The following is a 22,958-nucleotide window of genomic DNA, read 5'->3' on the forward strand; positions in this document are numbered from 1 at the left end:
ATGAAAAAGAGCTATTTTAAGAAGGAGTTGTATATGATTAATCAGATATATTCAAACCAGCAATGTAAAAATGTAACCTAAAAATAAGTATATTTTTAATTATCACATTACAATATCGAAAATATGACAAATTAAAAGAACATCTTTAGAGTTTTTACATAATATATAATATATAGATAATCGATTTAGTGTATTAGGCTTTTTAACTAAAAGAGAAAAGTATCAATTAACTTTAAGAAATTATTGTAACCCTTTAGTACACCCTAAAAGATATCTTTGAATAAGTGACTTTAAAATAAGATTATAACTATAGAAATAAATATCAAGAAAAACTATAAATAATATATTACAAATAATTTATAATATAAAAGGGAGGATTCAATTTATGAATTCAATGTCAAGAGGATATAATGATTGTAATAGAAGAGAGCGTGAAGATGAAAAAAAATGTCCAACAATTATAAAGTGTGGATGTCCAAGTTCAACTCAAATTCTTGTAACTGCTGCTGCTCCAACAGCAACTGAGGTTGTAACTTCAGTTAATGTAGACAATTCTTGTATATGCGACCCAATTACTAAATTAGAATTTGCAACTATTATTTCTACTGTTGCAAATGGATTCGCAGGTACAGTAATTATAAGAGTATTTAAACAATGTGAAAGGAGAATTACTCGAGTTAATGTTGGACCAGTTTGGACTTTGAACATTGCTGCAAATTCTACAGTGCCATTATCATTCTTTGTTTGTGATTCTGATTCACGTGAAAATGATGGCTGCACTTACACAGTAGAAGCTACAATTACTGCAAATGCATCAGGTTCAGGTATTGTAACTTTTAATAATGCCACACTTGGAGCAATATCTACTTGTAAAAATAGTTGTCATAAATGCAGAAGAGACGAAGATAGATAGAAAAATAAAAAATAGATATTATAGACTAAAATAATCCCGAAGATAGATTTTCTACTTCGGGATTTTTTAATAAAAATTATATTTATCAGATAGGTTTTTATTTTAAAAGAACTAAAATTTATTAGACTTAATATAATATATTAAAGCATTTAAATAAGGTGGTAAAATGATATATTTAGATAATGCGTCTACATCTTTTCCAAAGCCTTCAAAGGTATATGATGAAGTAATAAATTGTATGAAAAACTATTGTGCTAATCCAGGTAGGGGATCACATGATATGGCAATTAAATCAGCACTTAAAATAATGGAGTGTAGGGATTTAATAGGTAGCTTATTCAATATAAAAAATTCATTAAATATTGCTTTTACTAGCAATGCAACTGAAGCTTTAAACATAGCTATCAAAGGAGTGCTAAAGAAGGGAGATCACGTAATTACTACTACAATTGAACATAATTCTGTATTAAGACCTTTAAACTCTATGTCAAGGCAAGGAGTTGACGTAACAATAGTACAATCTGATAAAGGAGGGTTTATAAATCCTTTAGATATAAAGGAAGAAATTAAAGTAAATACTAAAGCAATAATAGTTAATCATGCCTCAAATGTTCTTGGAAGTATTCAGGATATTAGAACTATAGGAGAAATTTCTAAAAAATATGGATTAATTTTTATTTTAGATGCATCTCAAAGTGCTGGGAGCATAAATATTGATGTTGAAAAAGATAATATAGATATTCTTGCATTTCCAGGGCATAAGGGATTGCTTGGACCACAAGGTACAGGCGGGTTATATATAAAAGAAGGAATAAATCTTAAACCCTTTAAAGAAGGGGGAACAGGTAGCAGTTCTAATCTTATGGTTCAACCAAAGGAAATGCCAGATATAATTGAAAGTGGTACTAGTAACACCCCAGGAATAGCTGGCCTTAGTGCAGGCGTTAAATTTATAAAAAAGATTGGAATTAGAAATATATATAATGAAGAAATTAAATTAATTAAACAATTATTAGAAGAATTAAGTAAGCTACCTTTTATAAAATTATATGGAAATAAGTCTATATATAATAGAGTGGCAGTAGTTTCATTTAATATTGAAGGAGTAGATTCATCAGTAGTAGGAGAACAGCTAAATGAAGCAGAAATTGCTGTTAGAACTGGTTATCATTGTGCAGCATTAATTCATAAATCTATTGGAACAGAGTATATGGGGACAGTTAGAATAAGCCCAGGATGTTTTAATACATCAAAAGATATTGAGGAGTTAATTAAGAATATAATTAAGATATATAAATTGAGATAAAGGAAGCAGAGTACATATAAATAATATATGTAATAAACATTAGGATGTGAAGTTATGGAAAGTAAGAGTAATTCAAATAATAAACATATAGAAAATAATCCTAGTGATCATGATAGACATGATATATTGGAAAAGGAACTAATGAAGCAGGGCAGAATAGAGGATTTAGATAGTATTATAGAACTTATGAATCCTCCTAAAGATATAAAAGAGATATGTAAGAATAAATTTAATGGAAATATAAAAGTAGCAATTGTAGGTGCTGGAGAAGCAGGACTTGCAGCGGTAAGTGAACCAAAAAAATAGGATGTAATATTACTATTTTGAAGCAAGCAAAAGGGGTGGGGGACGAGTATATACTTGCAAATAAGGTTGCAGAAGAAATAAATAAGAAAAATATATAAGCTATAAAAAATTAAAGGAGCTATTATAAAACTAAAGTTTTAGATTTATAGTAGTTCCTTTTCTTCTTAGTTAAGTACTTTATTATTTAAAGATTATAATGTCGACACTACTTTATAAGTAGAAAAAATAGGGCTAATCTAATTCATCATCATCAGATTGTTGATCATCTTGGAAGAGTGGATCTAGATGTTGATCAGGATAGAACTTAGGAATAGGTGATCTTTCAAAGATCTCACAAGGATCTTCATCAGGAATATCTTCACAAGGTTCTTTTGGTACTGGGCAATAGTCATAAGCTGGAATTAGAAGTTGAACTATAAGCTCACATTTTACTACTATATAATATCCGAGTGTTATATCTAGAACTTCATTGCAATGCTCATCTTGTACTATTTCACCATTCAATGCTTCTGCAACCATTTCAAGTTTAATAATATTAGTATCTTTTGGATACTCATCAGATGTATTAGTAGTTTCAACTATTGAGTCAGGACAATAGAATTTTCCTATAACATCAGTTCTGTTTATTTCAAAGAATTCAGTTTTAGTCTTTCCATCACAATCAATATAATCAGAGTAGAAAGATATTGTATAAGTTATTATAATTTTTTTATAGCCTGGATGTTTCTTTAAAGGAATTTCTTCTAAACAAACTAATTTTATTTTAAAATCTTTACTTGAAATATATCTTTTTGGATTCTCAAGTGGATCACTTCTTAATTCACAATCAGTTGTTTCAGTATCTGGTCCTTCATCATAAACTAAACATCTTTTAATTAAACATTGATCGAATACCTTAGGAACTTCAATACATACTAATTCAGCAGGATCAGGCAATCGGCCTTGCTTATTTACTAGTCCAGGACGTGGAACGAATTTCTTAAAGTTAATGGACATATATATCCTCCTTTATAAAATAATAGAATAAGCATTCTACAGCTTACAATATATGATATGAAATAATGAAAAAGTGGTGATATGAAAGATAGAATAATTTGGAATTTTTTATCATGTATTATCTGCATAATAATCATCTGGAATTAATATAATTTTATAAGGAAATTATGCATTTATTTTATGTAATAGTACTTTTAAAGGAGAGGATACCATGAAAGGAGTATATTCATGGGTTTATGTTGATTATAAGAATAACTTATGGAAATTTTCAATGAAAGATGATGGCGAGTTAAGTTATACTGTTATGTATAGTGAAGGGAAATGGACGAAAAGCAGTATTATAGATTCTAAAGCTACATCCTATAGTATATTCATAGAAGATGGTGGAGGTATCCATTTAGTGTACGGAAATACTAAAGGAGAACTTAGATATTGTACAATGAAGGATAATAAGTGGCTTGGGAAAACCATATATAATTTAGAAAATAAAGAATATGAAATAGAAAATATAAAAATGGTTATTATTGGATCAAATATGCATATTTTTTATTCTGTTATAAGTAATGATGGTAGTGATCACGGTTTAATTCTTCATTGTTTATGGAATGGTTCTAAAACTAATGTAACTAAAGTAGAGGATATCATTTTAAGAGAGGGTATTTATGATTATTATTCTATAAAAACAACATATAGAAATGATATATGCTTATTTTATTTATCAGATGATGGTGACGAGGTTTCATTTAATTATTCAATATTTCAAAATAATAGATGGAGAGAGTCAAAAAGGCTATATGGGATTCAGGGAGAGGAAATATATTTTGATGTTAAAATAGAAAATACGGGAATTCATATTTTAAATAAATCTAAAGAAAACTCTATTTATCACTTGGATCATGTCATTGTAGATTCTCATCAAAACCTAAACTATCTTAATATTTATTCAGGGAAAGAAGATATAAGAGATTCATTAATATTTAATAAAGATGATAAAATTTTTGCAACATGGTTACAAAATGATAGTATATATTATTCATTATTTAGTGGAGATAAGTGGGATGAACCTACATCAGCAATAAAGAATAGTGCAGAAGAAATTGGTAGGTATAACATATTTTTAGATGATAAAGGCACAAATTATATTTATTCAAGAAGTGTTTATGGCACTAAGGGGCTAGATTTATTTATATACGATCCAGTGGATTTTTTATATACAGTTAAGAGTGACTCCCGTAAAGAAAAGACAGAAGTTATTTTAAATAATAAAGAAACTAAGGTTTTTAAAGAGGAACTAGGAAGAGTAAAGGAAGAAAATAGAGTTTTAGCACAAAAAGTTGATTATTTAACTTCATTAGATAGAAAAAATCAAGAAAACGTAGAAAAGTATCAAATTCAGCTTTCAAGAGCATTAGAACAGAAAAGAAAAGCAGAGGAAAACTCTAGCATTTTTATTGAACTACAAAAAAAGTTACAAGGTGATTATGAAGAAGTAAGTAAAATTTTAAAAATAAAAGAAGAAGAAAATATCAAGATTAAAGGTTCTTTAGATAAATATAATAGTGAAATAAGCCTATTAAGAGGAAGACTAAAAAAGTATGAGCTTCAAGAAACTACTTTAAGGGAGGATATAATTTCTATTAATGAAAGTAATAATTCTTTAAGAGATGAAGTTAATATTTTTAAAGAAGAAAATGAAGACTTAACAAGGGAGATAATAGGGTATAAGAGGTTAGAGGAAGAGAATAAGGAGTACATTTTTAATTTAAAACAAATAATAAATGACTTAAAGGAAGAAATTTTAGTTATAAAAAAAGAAATATCATTATTGCTAGAAGAAAATAGAAGATTAAATACTGAACTTGAAATAGAAAGAAATCAGTCAGTAATGGAGAGGATTTTAAAAAGAAGATCATAGAATTAGAAACCTTTATAAATATGAACATAAAATAATAGTAAAATCTAAAGATGGATTGGAGAATAATTATGATAAAAGATGATTTTAGCTATATTATAGTCTTTACTTCTCATCATAGAGCTTTATATATTTATGATAGATTAAGATTAAAAAGTATAAAAAGTAAATTAGTCACAGCTCCAAATAAGGTTAATATAAGCTGTACTCAAGCCTTGAAAATTAGAGAAGAAGATAAGGAAACGGTTAGATTAGAGTTAGATAGAAATAACATTTATCCAACGGCAGTATTTAAAATTATTAAAACTAGTAAAGGTGAAGATTATGAATTAGTGGAGTAATACAAGGGAGAGGAGTATCCATGATTAATTCAATAAGTAAAAAATTATATTATGTATCTAGTATAGGGTTAGAAAAAGTCCTTGTAATTGATGGAGATAGTATGACTATTGTAAATGAAATTAATGTTGGATCAAGACCCCATGAAATTGCAGTAGATGAAAAAAACAATGTCTATATAGCTACTGATAGGAATGGTACAGTTACTATTATAGATTTTAAATCTAAGCAAAGCAAAAAATTCTATATGCCTAACAATGGGAATATTAAGGTGGATTTCTCCTCAAAGAAAATTTATGCTTGCAATACAGAAGCAATAGGTATTTATAATTTAATTACAGGTGATCTTATTGATAATATAAAAGGATTTATGGCTGTAGATAGTATATGTATAGATAAAAGAAGAAAGAGATTATATGCATTAGATATTTTTCAAAATAAAATAAATGTATATGATACAGAATCACATAAGCTTATAAAGGTATTTAATGATATAGGAGATACACCAAATTATATTCTTTTAAGTGATTCAGGTAAGTATGTTTATATTGCAAATAAGGGGATAAAAAGAGAGGAAAATAAGGGGAGCATATCTATTTTAGATATTGAAGATGAAAGTACATCATATATAAATTTTAGAGAAGGCTCAGTTATATCTTATTTAGAGGGTTATTCAAATATACTTTACGCAGTAAATATTGGGCTTAATACTATAGAATTTATTGATATAGTAAATAAGAAAATAATAAACTCAATAAAACCATCATCTGAAATTCCCCAAAGAATAAAATTATCTCAAGATAAGGAATTACTTTTAGTAATTAGTAAGGGAAGTGATGGACAAGGATCCCTAGATATAATTGATTTAAATAGAGAAGAGATAATTAATACATTTAGTATAAGTGAAAATAATTCTAATCCTTATGATGTAGGAATAATAACAGAGGGAATAGTAAATGAAGAAATTTTAACAGTTAGTATAGAAGATAAATGGAAGAATGAAGAAGGATGTACCATATTAGCTAAGAAACTTTTATCTACTTATAATGAAAAAATAATTTTCCATAAGGTTGAAGTAGAGGCGGATTTAAATAGGTATAAGGGATTAAATATAGAAGTAGTAACCTTTGAAGGTTGCAAGATAAGTGATAATACTAAAATATATGAAAAAATAGAAGGTAGAGAAGATTATATTACATTTAGGTTTGATTTCAATATTCCATACTATATAAAAGCAATTACAGAAGATAGGGAGAGGTTGGTCTTTAAGGGAAATTTAAATGGAAAAATGAAAGCTATTTTATATACCTCTCATAAGTTTAGTAGTGAAGATATAGAAATAACAGTTAAATCATCAACTAGTTTATTAAAAAATCCAGATATAATGGACAACTATATTAATTTAGATATAAGCACTTCAATATCAGTTTATGCAACTATAGAGGAACTTATAAATCTTCCTATATATGAAGAATCAGTAAGATATAAAGGAGAGTACACTAATGGAAAATAGAAAGAATAGCTATTATTTAGTCAGATATAAACCTAATATTTTATTAAAATTTTCATACAAAGAAAGCATAGGTATTTATTATGAGCTTATAAAAGATGGTAAAAGGTTAGAAGGAAAGATTATTCACAAAAGTGCATTTAGGCATTTTAATATAGTTTATTCTAAAGATTCATCAATAAATTTAATATGTCAGGATATATGTGGAGATATAATTTTGTATAAATTAAGAAAAGGTAAGTGGTCTTTTAAGGCATTACTTTATATGAAGTACAATAAGATATCTCCTATTAATTTTTATAGCTATGAAAATAATCAGCAGCTTAGGTTTTTATATAGTGATATAGACTGTTGTAAGGGTGAAATAATTTCTGTAAATTTTAATAAGTACTTAGAGTATGAATCTAATAATATCATACTTAGAGAAAATAATATAAATTATTTAGATTATAGGATTTTCTCAAATAGCGAAAATAATTTTATACTTATTTCTACAAAGGATTTTTCAAGAGAAAACTTAATTATAAGAAAATTAGATATTGAAGATGAAATGATACATTTTAAAGAAGAGATTATAATGGAAAACTATGAATATGAAGATATGAGTTTTTTACCTATAGACCAAAAGTGTCATTTTTTATTCCTAAAGGAATATGATAAATTAAGGACAATTAATTATAAGGTTTTTTACAATAAAGATGAAAAATATTATAGTAATGAATTTGAATTATTTAAGGGGATAGATATAAAATCTTGTATATTAGTTAAAGAAAGAGGATTAGTTTTTGCATTTTGGATCTGTGAAAATAATTTATATAGTGCTTTTTTAATAGATGAAGAAAAAGGTTTTTCAAGACCGGTAATCTATAGAAATATAAAGGGGGAAAATATAAAGAAAATATATTTATATAATGGGGATAAGACTATGGAGACATATGTTTTAGAAGATGCCTTAGAATTAAGATTAATTATTGAGGAGGTATTCGAAGAAAGGGTTTTTAATATTACCACAAATTATATTTAAAAAATTCATTAGACAGGGAGGTAATATAAATGGAATTCAATATACTTATTGGAGGAAGTGCTGGTCAAGGCCTTGATACTGTAAGTACCTTTATAGAAAAATCAATAAAGAAAGCTGGATTATATACTTTCTCTAATAAAGACTATATGTCAAGGGTTAGAGGAGGTCATAATTTTATTCAAATTAGATTTGGAGAAAATTTAGTATATTCTCATAAAAATAAATTAGATTTAATATTAGCTTTAGATGAAAATACAATAATTTATCATAAAGATAGGTTAAAAGATGATGGGATAATAATAGCAGATAAAAGTATAAAAAGTGATGAAAATAAAGTATTAAAGCTAGGACTTTTAGATGTTGCAAAATCTTTAGGATTATCAAAGGCATTTACTTCAGTTGCAGCTGGAGTAGTTTTAAAATATTTTTCAATAGATATAAAAGATACCTTTAATTATTTTAGTAATAAGCTTCCAGAAGATATAAAAAATAAAAATATAGAAGCAGTTAAATTAGGATATCATTTAATTAGGTCTAAATATAGTTTAAAAGGGAAGGATTTATCTAATCACTTATTAATAGATGGTAACAATGCCATAGCATTAGGATCACTAGCTGGTGGATTAAACTTTTATTCAGCTTATCCTATGACACCTGCTACTAGTATAATGACTTATTTAGCAAAAAGGCAAGTTGATACAAATATAGTAGTTGATCAAGCAGAAGATGAAATAGCTGCAATTAACTTTGCAATTGGAGCATCCTATGCAGGGGCTAGAGCAATGACAGGGAGTTCAGGTGGAGGAGTATCACTTATGGTTGAAGCTTTTGGACTAGCTGGAATAACAGAAACACCAGTTGTAGTTGTTGATTCACAAAGACCAGGGCCTGCTACAGGACTTCCAACTAGAACTGAACAAAGTGATTTAAGCTTTCTTTTAACTGCTGCACAAGGTGAATTCCCAAGAGCGGTAATTAGTGTTAGAAATGCAGAAGATGCCTTTTATAAAACTGTTAAGGCATTGAATTTAGCAGATAAATATCAAACATTAGTAATATTATTAACAGATCAATATTTAGCAGATTCTACTGTTATCATACCTAAGTATGATTTAAGTAAGGTTAAAATAGAAAGTTATATAGATGATGGTAATGATTTATTAGATGGAGAAGAATATAAGAGATATAAAATTACTAGTAATGGAATTTCTAAAAGAATGATACCAGGAAATAATAAGGGACAAACAGTATTAGTAGATAGTGATGAGCATACAGAGGAATCACATATTACTGAGGAAGCTGAAGTAAGAAATGCCCAAATGGAAAAGAGAATGAAAAAATTAAATTTACTTAAAGAAGAAGTGGAAGAACCTGAATTTATTGGAAAGGAAGACTTTGAAATTTTATTAGTAGGTTTTGGTTCAACTTATGGGGCATTAAAAGATGCTATTGAAGAGTTAAATAAAAATTCTAAAAAAGTATCAGCATTAAGTTTTGGAGATTTATATCCATTACCTGAAAAGAATTTAAGAGAATACTATTCAAAGGCAAAGAAGATAATAAATGTAGAACAAAACTATCTAGGACAGTTTGGAAAGTTAATAACACAAGAAACAGGAATATTAATGAATGGTAGTATTTTAAAATATGATGGAAGACAATTAAATGGAGAAGATATCATAGATGCTTTAGAGAAGGAGGGGATTTAATGCTAGACTTAAATATATATAAAAGTAATGATGAAAATGCTTGGTGTCCTGGATGTGGAAACTTTGGGATTTTAATTGCTCTTAAAGAAGCACTAGCAGAACTTTCATTAAAGCCAGAAGATATTGTGATGGTTTCAGGAATAGGCCAAGCTGCTAAAACCCCCCATTATATTAAGGCTAATGGATTTAATGGATTGCATGGAAGAGCATTGCCACCAGCCCAAGCTATAAAGATGGTAAATAAGAATTTAAAAGTTATAGTTACTAGTGGAGATGGAGATTCTTATGGGGAGGGTGGAAACCATTTTATTCATTGCATAAGAAGGAATGTAGATATGCTGCATATGGTTCATAATAATCAAATTTATGGATTAACAAAAGGGCAAGGGTCTCCAACTACAGGGAAAGGACATGTTACATCAATGCAATTTGAAGGAGTATATGTAGAACCTTTAAACCCTATAGCTCTTGCAATTAGTGCAGGTGCCACCTTTGTTGCTAGAAGTTTCTCAGGTGATAAAGTACATTTAAAAGAAATGATTAAAGCTGCAATAAATCATAAAGGATATGCTTTATTAGATGTAATGCAACCTTGTATAGTTTTTAATAAAATCAATACTTTTAAATGGTATAAGGACAGAATATATAAATTAGATGGTAGCTATGATGCAAGTAGTAAATTTAATGCTTTAGAAAAGGTAGAAGAATTTGGTGATGAAGGTATTCCTATAGGAATTATATATGAGGATAAAACAAAGAAAAGCTATGATGAGCTTCATCCAGTATTAAGTTCAGGTCTGAATTTAATAGATAGAAAGTGGCAACCAAAGGATACTGAAAAATTAATAGATGAGTTCTTATTTAATTAAGAATTAAAAATATAGAGGTAGATATTCCAATTTGAGAATATCTACCTCTATTTTTATAAAAACAATATATAAAAACTACAAGAAGTTATCTCTTGTGATTAAGTCACATAACTATTTAAGAATATAGGGTACAATTAATATAAGTTAAAAATTAATTTAGGAGATGATAAGATGTTTGGTTTATTTAATAAGAACACAGCAAAGGTTATAAATGTAAATGATATTGATAATTTAATAGGAAAGATTGATCTAATAGATATTAGAGAACCATTTGAATATAGAGGAGGAAGTATAAAAACAGCTAAGAATATTCCAATGGGACAGCTTTTAGAAGAGCCAGATAAGTACTTAGAAAAAAATAAAGAATACCATATTGTTTGTCAATCAGGAGGTAGAAGTCAAAGAGCTTGTAGTAAATTAACAGGTTTAGGATTTGATGTAGTAAATGTTGCTGGTGGAGTTGGCTCATATGCAGGAAGTAAAAGAAAATAGATTGGCTATTTTATAAAGAAAAAATGAAGAATAAAGAATTAAGAGTTAAGAATGAAGTAGAAAACTCCCTAAGGAGTCTTAGAAATTTTATTTTAGTAATTCATAAGAAATTACTAAAATAATTGTTAGCTGTTAATTGTTAATTATTAATTGAAAGGGTGGTTTTTAATGAAAAAAATATTAATAGTAGGTGGAGTAGCAGGTGGAGCTTCAGCTGCAGCGAGATTAAGAAGACTTAGTGAAGAAGATAAAATAATAATGTTTGAAAAGGGACCTCATGTATCATTTTCAAACTGCGCTCTTCCATATCACTTAAGTGGATTAATAGAAGAGGCTGATAAACTTGTACTTATGAGTCCAGAAAAGTTCAAAGCACAATATAATATTGAAGCTAGAGTAAGTAGTGAAGTTCTTTCGATAGATAGAAAGAATAAAGAAATAGAAGTAAAGAACTATTTAACTGGGGATATTTATAGGGAAAGCTATGATAAGTTAATTTTATCTCCAGGAGCAAAACCAATAGTACCTAAAATACCAGGAATAGATAAGGTTAATGTATTTACTATTAGAAATGTTGTAGATATAGATAAATTAAATAGATATGTTAAAGAACTTGAAGCAAAAGATATAGCTGTAATTGGTGGTGGATTTATTGGAGTTGAAGCTGCTGAAAATTTAAGAGAAGCTGGTTATAATGTTTCTTTAATTGAAGCTATGGATCAAATATTAAAACCTTTTGATTATGATATGGTACAAATTTTACACAAGGAAATGTACGATAAGGGAATTAACTTAATAGTAGGAGATAAGGTAGAAAACTTTGAAGAGAATAAAGTAGTTTTAAATTCAGGAAAGAAAATTACATCTAAGGCTGTAGTAATGGCTATCGGAGTTTCTCCTGAAATAACTTTAGCTAAGGAATCAGGTCTTGAAATTGCACAGACAGGGGCTATTAAAGTAGATAGCAATTATAAAACTAGTGATAATGATATCTATGCAGTTGGAGATGCTATTGAAGTTTATAATGCATTAACTCATTCTATGACAAAGCTATCATTAGCTGGTCCAGCTCTTAAGCAAGCAAGGTCAGTTGCAGATCATATTAATGGAAAAAGAGGTATTAACAAAGGTTATATTGGTTCTTCAGCCATTAAGGTATTCGATTTTAATGCAGCATCAACTGGATTGAATGAAGGACTAATAAAAGCATTAAATATGAATATAAACTATGATATTGTAAGATTAATTACTAATGATAAAGTAGGTATTATGCCAGATGCAAAGCCAATTCATTTTAAATTAATATATGAAGTTCCAACAGGAAAAGTTTTAGGGGCTCAAGCTATAGGTAAGGGCGATGTAACTAAGAGAGTAGATATAATAGCTACAGTTATTAAATTAGGTGGGACAGTAGAAGATTTAAAAGACTTAGAGTTAAGTTATGCTCCACCATTTAGCACAGCAAAAGATGTTGTAAATTATGCTGGATATATAGCATCAAACCTTTTAGAGGGAGACTTTAAGCAAGTTAATGTAGATAAAGTAAGAAAATTAGTTGAAGATAATGCTTATATAGTAGATGTAAGAGAAGTTAGGGAATTTGAAAATGGACATATTAAAGGAGCTAAGAATATTCCATTAAGTCAATTAAGAGATAGAGTAAATGAAATACCAAAGGATGTCCCAGTTTACTTACATTGTAGAACAGGACAAAGAAGTTATAATGCTGCATTAGCGCTTCAAAACCTTGGATACAATAATGTATCTAATATAACAGGAAGTTTCTTAGGTTTATCTTACTATGAATATTATAATGATATATTAACTGGAAGAGAACCAATAGTGACTAAGTATAATTTTAAATAAACATAAAGAGCTTATACAATTTAATTATTATTGCTTAATAAGTGGATAAATTGAAGCATATAAGATAGAAGAAGAGGTTGTTGAACTACAATTTAGTGAGACAACTTTTTCTATAAAAATTAATGGATAATAATTATTGTATAATAATTATTAAAAATAATTTCAGATTCAAATAAGGAGGATTTATTAATGAAACGTTTAGAAAATAAAGTAGCTATTATTACAGGGGGAGCACGAGGTATGGGTGCATCCCATGTAAGATTATTTGTAAGTGAAGGTGCAAAGGTTGTTTTCACAGACTTAAATGAAGAAGCAGGTAGAATATTAGAAAAAGAAATGGGTGGTAATGCAAGATTTATTAAACATGATGTTACCAATGCTGAAGGATGGGATAAAGTTATAGAAGAAACTGAAGGAATATTTGGACCAGTTAATATTTTAGTGAACAATGCTGGTATATCCATGAATAAATCTATTTTAGAAATAACTGAGCAGGAATACAGAAAAATTGTAGATATAAATCAGATATCTGTTTTTCTTGGAATTAAAGCAGTAGCTCCTTCGATGAAAAAAGCAGGAACTGCTTCAATAATAAATATTTCATCTATAAATGGTATAGTAGGTGGAGCAATTGGTTATACAGATACGAAGTTTGCAGTTCGTGGAATGACAAAGGCAGCAGCACTTCAATTATCACCATTTGGAATAAGGGTTAACTCAGTGCATCCAGGAATAATAGAAACGCCAATGGTTATTGAAGGAGACTCATATGAAGCAATTAAGCAGCTTTCTAATCAAATTCCAATGAGGAGAATAGCTAAACCTGAAGAAGTTTCAAATTTAGTTCTTTATCTTGCTTCAGATGAATCAAGATATTCAACAGGAGCTGAATTCATTGTAGATGGTGGATTAACTGCAATGTAGATTAAGTCAAGATATTTAAGTGATTAAGTATTTACCATAATAAGTCCATATAAAATAGAGAAGAAAAGCTTAGTGTTAATCACTAGGCTTTTCTTTATGAGGAATACTGATTAGTGTTGTCTAATATTAGAAACTATAAATCTTAAAGCTATGGATACTATTATGGGGGGAGGAAGATGAAGAAAAGTATTATTTCTCATCTGAGGATGTCTGATGAATACAAATATAAATATAGGATAACTACAAATTGAGAACTTATATAATAAAGAAATCTAAGTTTTAATAATTATTGATATAAATATTTTATAATAATGTGCTAAAATATAGTGTATAAGATAATATATGTAAGTATAATTTTTACTTTTTAGGAGACTATATTTGTAGTTAATTTATGGGTTAATAAATTTATAAAGTAGGATATAGGTTTATCTTAAAGAAAAATATAAATAGAAAATGGAGAGTGACATTATGAAAAAAGTAGAAGAAAGATTTTTAGAATATGTAAAAATAAATACAAAATCAGATGAAATAACTAGAGTAACTCCAAGCACTAAGGGACAATTAGTATTAGCTGAGAAGTTATGTAATGAATTAAAGGAATTAGGATTAAAAGATGCAAGAATAAGTGAGTTTGGATATGTTTATGCTACATTAGAGAAAAATTGTAATAAAGATATACCTACAATTGGATTTATAGCTCATATGGATACAGCACCGGATTATAGCGGAGAAAATGTTAATCCTCAAATAGTAGAAAATTATGATGGAGGAGATATTAAATTAAATGATTCAGAAGTATTATCTCCAAAGTTTTCACCAGAATTAAAGCAATACGTAGGTCAAAGATTAATTACTACAGATGGAACTACACTTTTAGGAGCAGATGATAAGGCTGGACTTGCTGAAATAATGACAGCAGTTGAATACTTAATTAATCATCCTGAAATAGAGCATGGAGATATAAAAATAGGTTTTACTCCTGATGAAGAAATTGGTGAAGGTGCTGATCACTTCGACGTTGAAGGCTTTGGAGCAGACTTTGCTTACACTATGGATGGAGGAAGAATAGGAGAACTTGAATTTGAAAACTTTAATGCAGCAGGATTAAAAGTTAAAATCAAAGGAGTTAACGTTCATCCAGGATATGCTAAAGATAAGATGTTAAATTCTATAATGGTGGCTAATGAATTTATTAATAGTCTTCCATTAGATGAAGTTCCAGAAAAGACAGAAAAGTATGAGGGATTTTATCACTTAACAGATATTGAAGCAACTGTTGAAAATACTACTTTAAGTTATATAATTAGAGACTTCTTTACAGATACTTTTGAAGCAAGAAAAAATAAGATAAGAGAACTTGAAAAAGAATTAAATAAAAAGTATGGTGAAGGTACAGTAGTAGCTGAAATTAAAGATCAATATAATAATATGAAAGAAAAAATAGAACCTGTAATGCATATAATTGAAAATGCAAAAGAAGCAATGATTGAAGCTAATGTAACTCCTAATATTAGACCAATAAGAGGAGGAACTGATGGAGCTAGATTATCATTTATGGGGCTTCCAACTCCTAATATTTTTGCAGGTGGAGAAAACTTCCATGGTAAGTATGAGTATGTGCCAGTGGAATCTTTAGAAAAAGCTGTAGAAGTTATAGTTAATATAGTAAAAAGATATAGTAATAGCGCTAGCGCATAATGAAAAATTAAGAATTAAAAATGAAGAATTGTGGAAAAAACTCCTTTTAGAGCTTTGGGAATTAAATTAATAAGGGGGCTGCAGATGCAGCCTCCTTATTGATAGTTTTATTTATAAAATTTTAATCATCTATTTCTTCAAGATTAGTTATTTCAATAGCATTTTCATTATTTGCTGAATTTGCTTTAGAACTTGTCTCTTTTTCTGATAAGTCAGGTGAAACTTCGTTTATTATTGAAGACGGATTTATATTTAGGTTATCCTTATTAACAAAGTTCTTTAAGGCGCTAGATAAATCTATTCCTGTTAAATCCTTTAAAACTTCAAATCCATTAGCAGCTACATCAGTTACTATTTTTGAAACCTTTGAAGCGCCTTGGCTGCCACCATTATCTATAACAGTTAATTTATCTATTTGTTCTAGTGGACTTGCAACTTCCTTCATTACGTCTGGTAATCTATTTACTACCATTTCAACTATTGCTGCTTCTCCGTATTTAGCCATAGCTTCAGCTAATTTATCCTTAGCTTCAGCTTCAGCAAGACCCTTAGCTTTGATAGCTTCAGCTTCAGCAAGACCTTTTGCTCTTATAGCATCAGCTTCAGCAAGGGCTTGTAATTTTTTAGCATCAGCTTCTGCGCTTGCCTTTACTCTTATAGCTTCAGCTTCAGCCTCTGCTTCTCTAATTGCTTGAATTTTATGAGCTTCAGCAGCAACTTCAACTTCATACTTTTTAGCATCTGCAGGCTTCTTAACTTCAGCAATTAATTTCTTTTCTACAACTACAGCTTCCTTTTCTGCAAGAGAAGCCTGTTGTTCAGCTAATAATGCATTATTTTCAGCTTCTTGTAATTTATAAGCTACGTCAGCATTAGCCTTTGCCTTATCTTGCTCTGCTCTAAAAGACTCTAGCTTAATTTTTTTATCTCTTTCACTTTGAGCTATTTCTGTTTCAGATTCGAGCTTTGCCTTTTGTCCTTCTCTAGTAGCTATGGCAGTTTTTATCTCAGTATCTCTTTTTCTTTCAGCTTCTGCTATATCTGCTTCAGACTTAGCAGCTGCAATTTGAGGCTTAGCTCTATTTTCTAAGTAGCCTCCTTGAGTACTAATTTTTAATATTGTATAAGAAATTAACATTAATCCCATGGAACCAAGTTCATTTCTAATATCATCTTCAATTCTTTGCTCAAAAGAAGATCTATCTTCATTAATTTGTTCTACTGTTAAAGTAGATACTATACCCCTAAGTTTACCTTCCAATATTTGTTCAACTATAGTTCTAATAACATTAACAGTATTTTTTTCCCCTCCATTAGAAAATTGTTCAACAGCTTTTAAAACATTTTCAGAATCGTTTCGGACCTTAACAACAGCAGTACCAACAATATTAACAAATATACCTTGTTTTGCAGGTGCTTCACTTACATCTGTGGTCATAGATATATTTTCTAATGAAATAGTAGAAGCTGTTTCTAATAGTGGAATCATTAATCCTCCTCTGCCCAATAAGACTCTTTTTCTTAAGCCTGTGATTACCATAGCCTTATCTGCTGGAACTCTTCTCCAGAAAGATAAGAACAGTATTATTACTACTAAAGCAATAATAATATATGGTAAGTACTCCATAACCGTACTTAAAACATTATCCATAAGTAGCCTCCCAATTATAAATTATCAATATAATTTTATCATAAATTTATAAAAATACCAAAAATAAACAGTTGAAATTTTAAATAATATAATTGATAGTGTATAATAATCATTAAGAAGAAAGGAGAGTAATATGAAATTTAAATTTAAATATTTTATCATTTCAGTATTGATTATTTCTGTAGGATTATATATTTACGCTACATTTCCTAGAAGTGGGACTACTTACGAGTTAGTTCTTGATAAATATAATAATACAGAATTTTCAACTATAAATATAATAGTTAATAATGAAGAATATAAATTCAAAGATATGAACGAAATAAATATTTTCATAGATAAACTAAAAAGTATAAAAATAAAAGAAGGTAAAATTAAAGAAGATATAAATAGTGAAATTGAAGTTAGAATGTATTCAGAAAACTTTTCTGAAAAATTAGGGTTCACAATTCTTGATAATAAATATTTAAGGTTTTACGGTAGTGAAAATGGAAGGTATAAAACTGCAATATATAAAATTGTAGAAGAAACAAATATAGATGAATTAATAAATAATATTAAGGGTGGAATTGAGGTTAAAGAGGGATAATTAATGAAAACTATTATTTTAATACTACTTTATGCAATACCGGCTATTATATTATATTTTATGATAAAATTTGCAGTGAAAAGGACTATAAAAGAAAGTATGGAAGATATTGAAAGTAGCATGAAAAATCAATAAAATCAGCTTTAAATGAAAGAGATTTTAAAATAGGAGAGTAAAGATGAATATAAACTTAAGATTATTGACAATAGAAGATACAAATGAATATTGGGAAGTTGGATTTAAAAATCCAGATAAAGATATGTTTTATTATACAGGGACTACCCATTATCCAACTAAAGAAGAAATAAAAACTTTTGTAGAGAAAAGTACTAGCGATGATGAAAGAAGACATTTTCTTATATGGGGTAAGGAAAATAATATATTAGGTGAAGTAGTTCTTATGGATATAGATGATGAATATAGAAGTTGCGGCTTTAGAATTGCCATATTTAATAAAGAAAATTTTAATAAGGGAATTGGATATAAAGCTACAAAGGAAGCTTTAAAAGTTGCATTTAATGAAATGAATTTACATAGGGTAGAGCTAGAAGTTTTTGATTATAATTCAAGAGCTAAAGCAATGTATGAAAAAGCTGGTTTTACAGAAGAGGGAATAAAGCGAGATGCATTATATATAAATAATGAATTTCATAATGTATATATAATGTCTATTCTAAAGAATGAGTTTATGGAGGGGAATAATTGGAATTTAAAACATTAATAAAGGAATCTAAAGGTATTGCTATTACTGTAGTAGGAAGTTTGATAGTAGCATCATTAATAAATACTAAGGTTTTTGCTATGGCTAAAGTAGAACATGAATCTATGGAAAATACACTTTATAGTAATGAAAGACTATTGTTAGATAAGTTAAGTTATAATTTTCAAAATCCACAAAGAGGAGATATAATAGTTTTTATTAAGAATGAAGAAAAGGGCAATATTCTAGAAGAAAGTTATATATTTATGAAAGAAGTTGCTTCATTAAAATATGTTACAGATACAAGAGTAAGATATGTAAAAAGGGTAATTGGAGTGGAAGGAGATGAAGTTGATATAAGAAATGGTTTTGTATATGTAAATGGTGAAAAATTAGATGAAGCCTATGCAAAGGGTGAAACTTATAATAAAAACATCTCTCTTCCACTGAAAGTCAATGAAAATGAATTATTCGTATTAGGTGATAATAGGGAAGTAAGTGAAGATAGTAGAGGTTTTGGTGTTATTAAAATAGGACAAGTTGAAGGAAAAGCCTTATTTAGAGTGTCTCCAATGGAAAGGTTTGGATCTATAGAATAAAAATTAAAATAATAAATTTAAAAATTATAATTTAAAATTGAACTGTGTAATATTTATGTTTAATAAAAGGATACACAGTTCAATTTTATTTTATAACTAGAATAAAATTTATTAAAATAAATTTAAAATTTTACATATATTTAATGTACTTTGTAAAAAAGGATGGTATTATATTATAGTAACTCAATAAATATTTAGTTCATATTATTTTTGGAATAACATGGCATGCCATATTTTAAAATGATAATATAATATTGTTTTAGAGTAACATATGATTATATTACAACATGGCACGCCATGTGGGAATATTTTTAAATTAAGAGGTATTCTATATTAATTTAAAAGGAGACTTAAGTAAATGTCTAAAAATATAGCTATGTATAAAATTATAAGGGAAAGTATAGTACAAGATATCCTTAGTGGGGTTTATGAGAGTGGGGATATGATAAATGGACAAGATTATTATGCAAAGATGTTTAATGTAAGTAGAGCAACTGTTAGAAGAGCTATTGATGATTTAGTAGAAAAACAAGTACTTTATACAGAAAAAGGGAAGGGAACTTTCGTAAATAAAATGCGTAATAATAAAGAGCGTGAAAGAAGAAAGTTATCATTTAGTGAGTCACCACGTAAGAAAACCCATAAATTTGAAACTGTAATTGATGCTATGGATTATCAAAAGGCAGACAACAGAATTGCAAAGCAACTACAAATAAATGTAGGAGATGAAATTGTAAAAATACAAAGAATTAGAAAAGTTGATGGGATAGCAGAAAACTATCAGACTAGTTATCTTAATTGTGAGTTAGTTTCTGATATAGATTTTCAATCAGAAGATTTAAATAATAAATCTTTATTTGAACTTCTTAGAGTAAAATCTAATTTAATTCCGAAATACTCTGATGAGGAAATAAGAGCAATTTCTTGTCCGAAGGAAATTGAAGGGAAGTTGCCCATCGAAGAAGGTGAACCAATATTATTTATTAAAAGAGTTACATATACAGAAGAGAATAAAGTGATGGAATATTGTGAGGACTATGAGTGCTCTGATATTAAAGGGCTTAAAGTAAGAACTTTTACATCATAGAAGAGGAGGTAATTGTATGGATATTAAGCTTATAGTAAGCGATATCGATGGAACTTTAATAGATACAAATGAAGAGTTAAAAGAAGAGTTTCATAAGCTTAAGAACTTTGTAAAAGAAAATAATATACCTTTTACATTAGCTACTGGGAGATGTTATGATGAGGTTCATGATTTTATTAATGAATTTGAAGTAGATTTACCTATAGTTGTAAATAACGGAGCAGGAGCTGTAAAAGATGGCAATTTCATTTGGGAGACTACAATGAAAGCCAGTATTTTAAGACAAGCTATAGAATATGCTGATGAGCTTGAGATGGTAATTGTAACTAGTGATGGTATATCAAACAAATCATATAGACATAATGATTACATAAGAAATCAAATTAAGAAGTTTGGAAGATATGAAGAGATATATAAGCCTGAAGGGGAAGAATGGGATACTGCAAGTATACAAAAGCTCTTAATAATAGACCCATTGCCAGAGGGACGTATCGATTCCGTATTAGAAAAATTAGAACCATATAAAGATATGTTAAATATCGTTAAATATAATGACAGATCTGTAGATATTATGCCTGCATCTACCAATAAAGCTGAAGGTGTACTTAATATAGCAAGAATTTTAAATATAGATTTAAAGAATATTATGGCTATAGGAGATGCAAAAAATGATATAGAGATGATAAATATGGTTGGAGTTGGAGTAGCAGTATCGAATGCAGATCCAAAGCTAAAAGAAGTAGCAGACTATGTATGTGATTATCCTAATGCAGGTGGTGTGCTACAAGCAGTTAAGAAATTCTATAAGTTATAAAATGGAGTGTGACAAAAGTAGAATGAACAAAAATAAGACTTTTATAAAAAAGATAGAACCATATTTATGGTTAACACCTGCTTTTTTACTATTCGTGGTATTTGTATTTTATCCATTTATAAAAACACTTGTAAATAGTTTTTTTATAGTAGATAGATTTGGAAATTTACATGAGTATGTAGGATTTAATAATTACAAGTATGTATTAAAAGATGAAAACTTTATAAAGTCAATTGGTAATACAATTTGGTTTGTAATATTAACAGTACCTATTTCTAAGGTATTTGGTCTTTTACTAGCATTGTTAGCTAATAAAAAGAGAAAGACATCTGTGTTTTATGAGACAAGCTTTGCAATACCAATGGCTATGGCTTCTTCAGTAACAGCTATGATATTCCAACTTTTATATGTTCCTTCTCTAGGATTTATAAATGGATTTTTTGGAATAGATGTACAATGGCTAAATGATCCTAAAGTAGCAATGATAGCTCTAGCTATAATTCAAATTTGGTTATCTACAGGATATGCATTTATCTTTATGCTATCAGCTGTAAGAAGTGTGCCAGAAGAATTAATAGAAAGTGCTGATTTAGAGGGTGCTTCTGCATTACAAAAAATTATAAAAATATATTTACCAATAACATCACCAACAATGTTCTATTTAATAATAACAGATTTAGCATATGGAATGATGATGATGAGTTTAATGAGTATATTAACCAATGGTGGGCCTTATGGTTCAACTCAAACAGTAATACAATACATATATAATCAAATAACAGGAATAGGAAACTTTACTGATGCCAATCCAGCAGCAATAATAGCGTTTATTATTACGTTTATATTTACAATGATAGGATTTGCTTGGGAAAAGAAAGGGGTAAAATATTAATGAAAAGAAAACAATTGAACGATTACTTTATTCAAATTATTTGTATAATTGTAGCATTAATTATACTTTTTCCAATATTATATGCAATTTCTGTTTCATTTATGGAAGCGGAGGATATATTATCAAATCCACCTAATTTATTACCTAATACTGTGACGTTTGAGAACTACATAACAGCATTTATGAGAACTGATTTAATTAGATATATGTTTAACTCATTTGTAGTAGCGTTAATAGTTAGTATTTCAAGAGTAATCATTGGTATGATGGCAGCCTTTGGGTTTTCATTTTTCGAATTTAGATTTAAGAAAGTATTGTTTATGCTAACTATGACAACACTTATGATTCCACCTGATGTTCTTATAGGTTCTAACTTCCAAACTATTTCTAAGTTAGGTCTTGTAAATACATACTTAGGTATGTCATCAATATTCTTAGTTTCAGCAGCTAATATATTTTTATTTAGACAAAATTTCTTAACTTTTTCAAAGAGTTTAAGAGAAGCAGCAGCTATAGATGGATGTGGAAATATTAAGTTTTTTACTCAGGTGTTAATTCCTATAACTAAACCTATTTCAGTTACAATATTCATTTCTTCATTTGTTAACATGTGGAATCAATATGTATGGCCAATGTTAGTTACAAATCAAAATGAAATGCGTACTATTCAAGTAGGTATAACAATGTTAAAGGATAGAGAATCATCTATATTTGGTCCAGTAATGGCGGGGGCGGTAATAGCATTAATTCCAACAGTAATTA

General features: G+C 28.4%; 23 protein-coding genes. 21 read left to right on the forward strand and 2 right to left on the reverse strand.

The features are described from left to right. The first annotated feature begins 385 nt into the window (after nucleotides 1-385). The 3 genes from E6248_RS02760 to E6248_RS02770 all read left to right on the forward strand — a co-directional run bounded on the left by E6248_RS02760 (nucleotide 386) and on the right by E6248_RS02770 (nucleotide 2,525). Nucleotides 386-913 (forward strand): DUF4489 domain-containing protein, encoded by a 528-nt coding sequence (locus E6248_RS02760; RefSeq protein WP_316339293.1) that lies wholly within the window; start codon nucleotides 386-388, stop codon nucleotides 911-913. A 166-nt stretch (nucleotides 914-1,079) separates the two neighbouring features. Further along, entirely contained in the window at nucleotides 1,080-2,219 is a 1,140-nt protein-coding gene (locus E6248_RS02765; RefSeq protein WP_316339294.1) for an aminotransferase class V-fold PLP-dependent enzyme, read from the forward strand. Nucleotides 2,220-2,273: 54 nt separating this feature from the next. Then, entirely contained in the window at nucleotides 2,274-2,525 is a 252-nt protein-coding gene (locus tag E6248_RS02770) for a hypothetical protein (RefSeq protein WP_316339295.1), read from the forward strand. Nucleotides 2,526-2,756: 231 nt separating this feature from the next. Here E6248_RS02770 and E6248_RS02775 read toward each other — a convergent pair whose 3' ends face one another. After that, nucleotides 2,757-3,521, reverse strand: coding sequence for a hypothetical protein (locus E6248_RS02775; RefSeq protein ID WP_316339296.1), 765 nt, complete (start codon nucleotides 3,519-3,521; stop codon nucleotides 2,757-2,759). A gap of 211 nt (nucleotides 3,522-3,732) precedes the next feature. On the opposite strand from E6248_RS02775, the gene E6248_RS02780 reads away from it, so the two are divergent. The 10 genes from E6248_RS02780 (at nucleotide 3,733) to pepT (ending at nucleotide 15,864) form a co-directional block, all read left to right on the forward strand. Further along, nucleotides 3,733-5,436: a hypothetical protein gene (locus tag E6248_RS02780; RefSeq protein WP_316339297.1), complete on the forward strand. Its 1,704-nt coding sequence runs from the start codon at nucleotides 3,733-3,735 to the stop codon at nucleotides 5,434-5,436. A gap of 68 nt (nucleotides 5,437-5,504) precedes the next feature. Further along, on the forward strand, nucleotides 5,505-5,774 hold the full coding sequence (locus E6248_RS02785) for a DUF3343 domain-containing protein (protein WP_316339298.1): 270 nt from the start codon (nucleotides 5,505-5,507) through the stop codon (nucleotides 5,772-5,774). 20 nt (nucleotides 5,775-5,794) lie between these two features. Next, complete coding sequence (locus E6248_RS02790) at nucleotides 5,795-7,285, forward strand: hypothetical protein (protein ID WP_316339299.1); 1,491 nt, start codon at nucleotides 5,795-5,797, stop codon at nucleotides 7,283-7,285. Continuing rightward, the gene (locus tag E6248_RS02795; protein ID WP_316339300.1) at nucleotides 7,275-8,306 is read left to right on the forward strand and encodes a hypothetical protein; all 1,032 of its coding nucleotides are present in this window, start codon (nucleotides 7,275-7,277) and stop codon (nucleotides 8,304-8,306) included. Before E6248_RS02790 ends, E6248_RS02795 begins: the two co-directional genes overlap by 11 nt. Nucleotides 8,307-8,335: 29 nt before the next feature. Further along, nucleotides 8,336-10,015, forward strand: coding sequence for a 2-oxoacid:acceptor oxidoreductase subunit alpha (locus tag E6248_RS02800; RefSeq protein ID WP_316339301.1), 1,680 nt, complete (start codon nucleotides 8,336-8,338; stop codon nucleotides 10,013-10,015). Further along, on the forward strand, nucleotides 10,015-10,884 hold the full coding sequence (locus E6248_RS02805; RefSeq protein ID WP_316339302.1) for a 2-oxoacid:ferredoxin oxidoreductase subunit beta: 870 nt from the start codon (nucleotides 10,015-10,017) through the stop codon (nucleotides 10,882-10,884). Before E6248_RS02800 ends, E6248_RS02805 begins: the two co-directional genes overlap by 1 nt. Nucleotides 10,885-11,055: 171 nt before the next feature. Continuing rightward, entirely contained in the window at nucleotides 11,056-11,376 is a 321-nt protein-coding gene (locus E6248_RS02810) for a rhodanese-like domain-containing protein (protein ID WP_316339303.1), read from the forward strand. 168 nt (nucleotides 11,377-11,544) lie between these two features. Further along, complete coding sequence (locus E6248_RS02815; protein WP_316339304.1) at nucleotides 11,545-13,242, forward strand: FAD-dependent oxidoreductase; 1,698 nt, start codon at nucleotides 11,545-11,547, stop codon at nucleotides 13,240-13,242. A gap of 189 nt (nucleotides 13,243-13,431) precedes the next feature. Then, nucleotides 13,432-14,166, forward strand: coding sequence for a glucose 1-dehydrogenase (locus E6248_RS02820; protein WP_316339305.1), 735 nt, complete (start codon nucleotides 13,432-13,434; stop codon nucleotides 14,164-14,166). 453 nt (nucleotides 14,167-14,619) lie between these two features. Then, complete coding sequence (pepT, locus tag E6248_RS02825) at nucleotides 14,620-15,864, forward strand: peptidase T (RefSeq protein WP_316339306.1); 1,245 nt, start codon at nucleotides 14,620-14,622, stop codon at nucleotides 15,862-15,864. Between the two features lie 121 nt (nucleotides 15,865-15,985). Here pepT and E6248_RS02830 read toward each other — a convergent pair whose 3' ends face one another. Next, nucleotides 15,986-17,515 (reverse strand): SPFH domain-containing protein, encoded by a 1,530-nt coding sequence (locus E6248_RS02830; RefSeq protein WP_316339307.1) that lies wholly within the window; start codon nucleotides 17,513-17,515, stop codon nucleotides 15,986-15,988. A 133-nt stretch (nucleotides 17,516-17,648) separates the two neighbouring features. Between E6248_RS02830 and E6248_RS02835 the strand changes: the two genes are divergently transcribed. The 8 genes from E6248_RS02835 to E6248_RS02870 form a co-directional block, all read left to right on the forward strand. After that, entirely contained in the window at nucleotides 17,649-18,104 is a 456-nt protein-coding gene (locus tag E6248_RS02835; RefSeq protein WP_316339308.1) for a hypothetical protein, read from the forward strand. A gap of 3 nt (nucleotides 18,105-18,107) precedes the next feature. Beyond that, on the forward strand, nucleotides 18,108-18,239 hold the full coding sequence (locus E6248_RS02840; protein ID WP_316339309.1) for a hypothetical protein: 132 nt from the start codon (nucleotides 18,108-18,110) through the stop codon (nucleotides 18,237-18,239). 43 nt (nucleotides 18,240-18,282) lie between these two features. Then, on the forward strand, nucleotides 18,283-18,825 hold the full coding sequence (locus E6248_RS02845; protein WP_316339310.1) for a GNAT family protein: 543 nt from the start codon (nucleotides 18,283-18,285) through the stop codon (nucleotides 18,823-18,825). Continuing rightward, nucleotides 18,807-19,403 (forward strand): signal peptidase I, encoded by a 597-nt coding sequence (gene lepB, locus E6248_RS02850; protein ID WP_316339311.1) that lies wholly within the window; start codon nucleotides 18,807-18,809, stop codon nucleotides 19,401-19,403. The genes E6248_RS02845 and lepB overlap by 19 nt, the downstream gene beginning before the upstream one ends. 358 nt (nucleotides 19,404-19,761) lie before the next feature. Then, entirely contained in the window at nucleotides 19,762-20,490 is a 729-nt protein-coding gene (locus tag E6248_RS02855; protein ID WP_316339312.1) for a GntR family transcriptional regulator, read from the forward strand. Nucleotides 20,491-20,506: 16 nt separating this feature from the next. After that, the gene (locus tag E6248_RS02860; protein WP_316339313.1) at nucleotides 20,507-21,304 is read left to right on the forward strand and encodes an HAD family hydrolase; all 798 of its coding nucleotides are present in this window, start codon (nucleotides 20,507-20,509) and stop codon (nucleotides 21,302-21,304) included. A 22-nt stretch (nucleotides 21,305-21,326) separates the two neighbouring features. Beyond that, nucleotides 21,327-22,196 (forward strand): carbohydrate ABC transporter permease, encoded by an 870-nt coding sequence (locus tag E6248_RS02865; protein WP_291664846.1) that lies wholly within the window; start codon nucleotides 21,327-21,329, stop codon nucleotides 22,194-22,196. After that, nucleotides 22,196-22,958, forward strand: a 763-nt coding sequence (locus E6248_RS02870) for a carbohydrate ABC transporter permease (RefSeq protein WP_316339315.1), incomplete at its 3' end; no start/stop codon positions are given. The genes E6248_RS02865 and E6248_RS02870, both read left to right, overlap by 1 nt.

The organism is Clostridium sp., assembly GCF_032552055.1.
In the GTDB taxonomy this organism is placed as follows: Bacteria; Bacillota; Clostridia; order Clostridiales; family Clostridiaceae; genus Clostridium.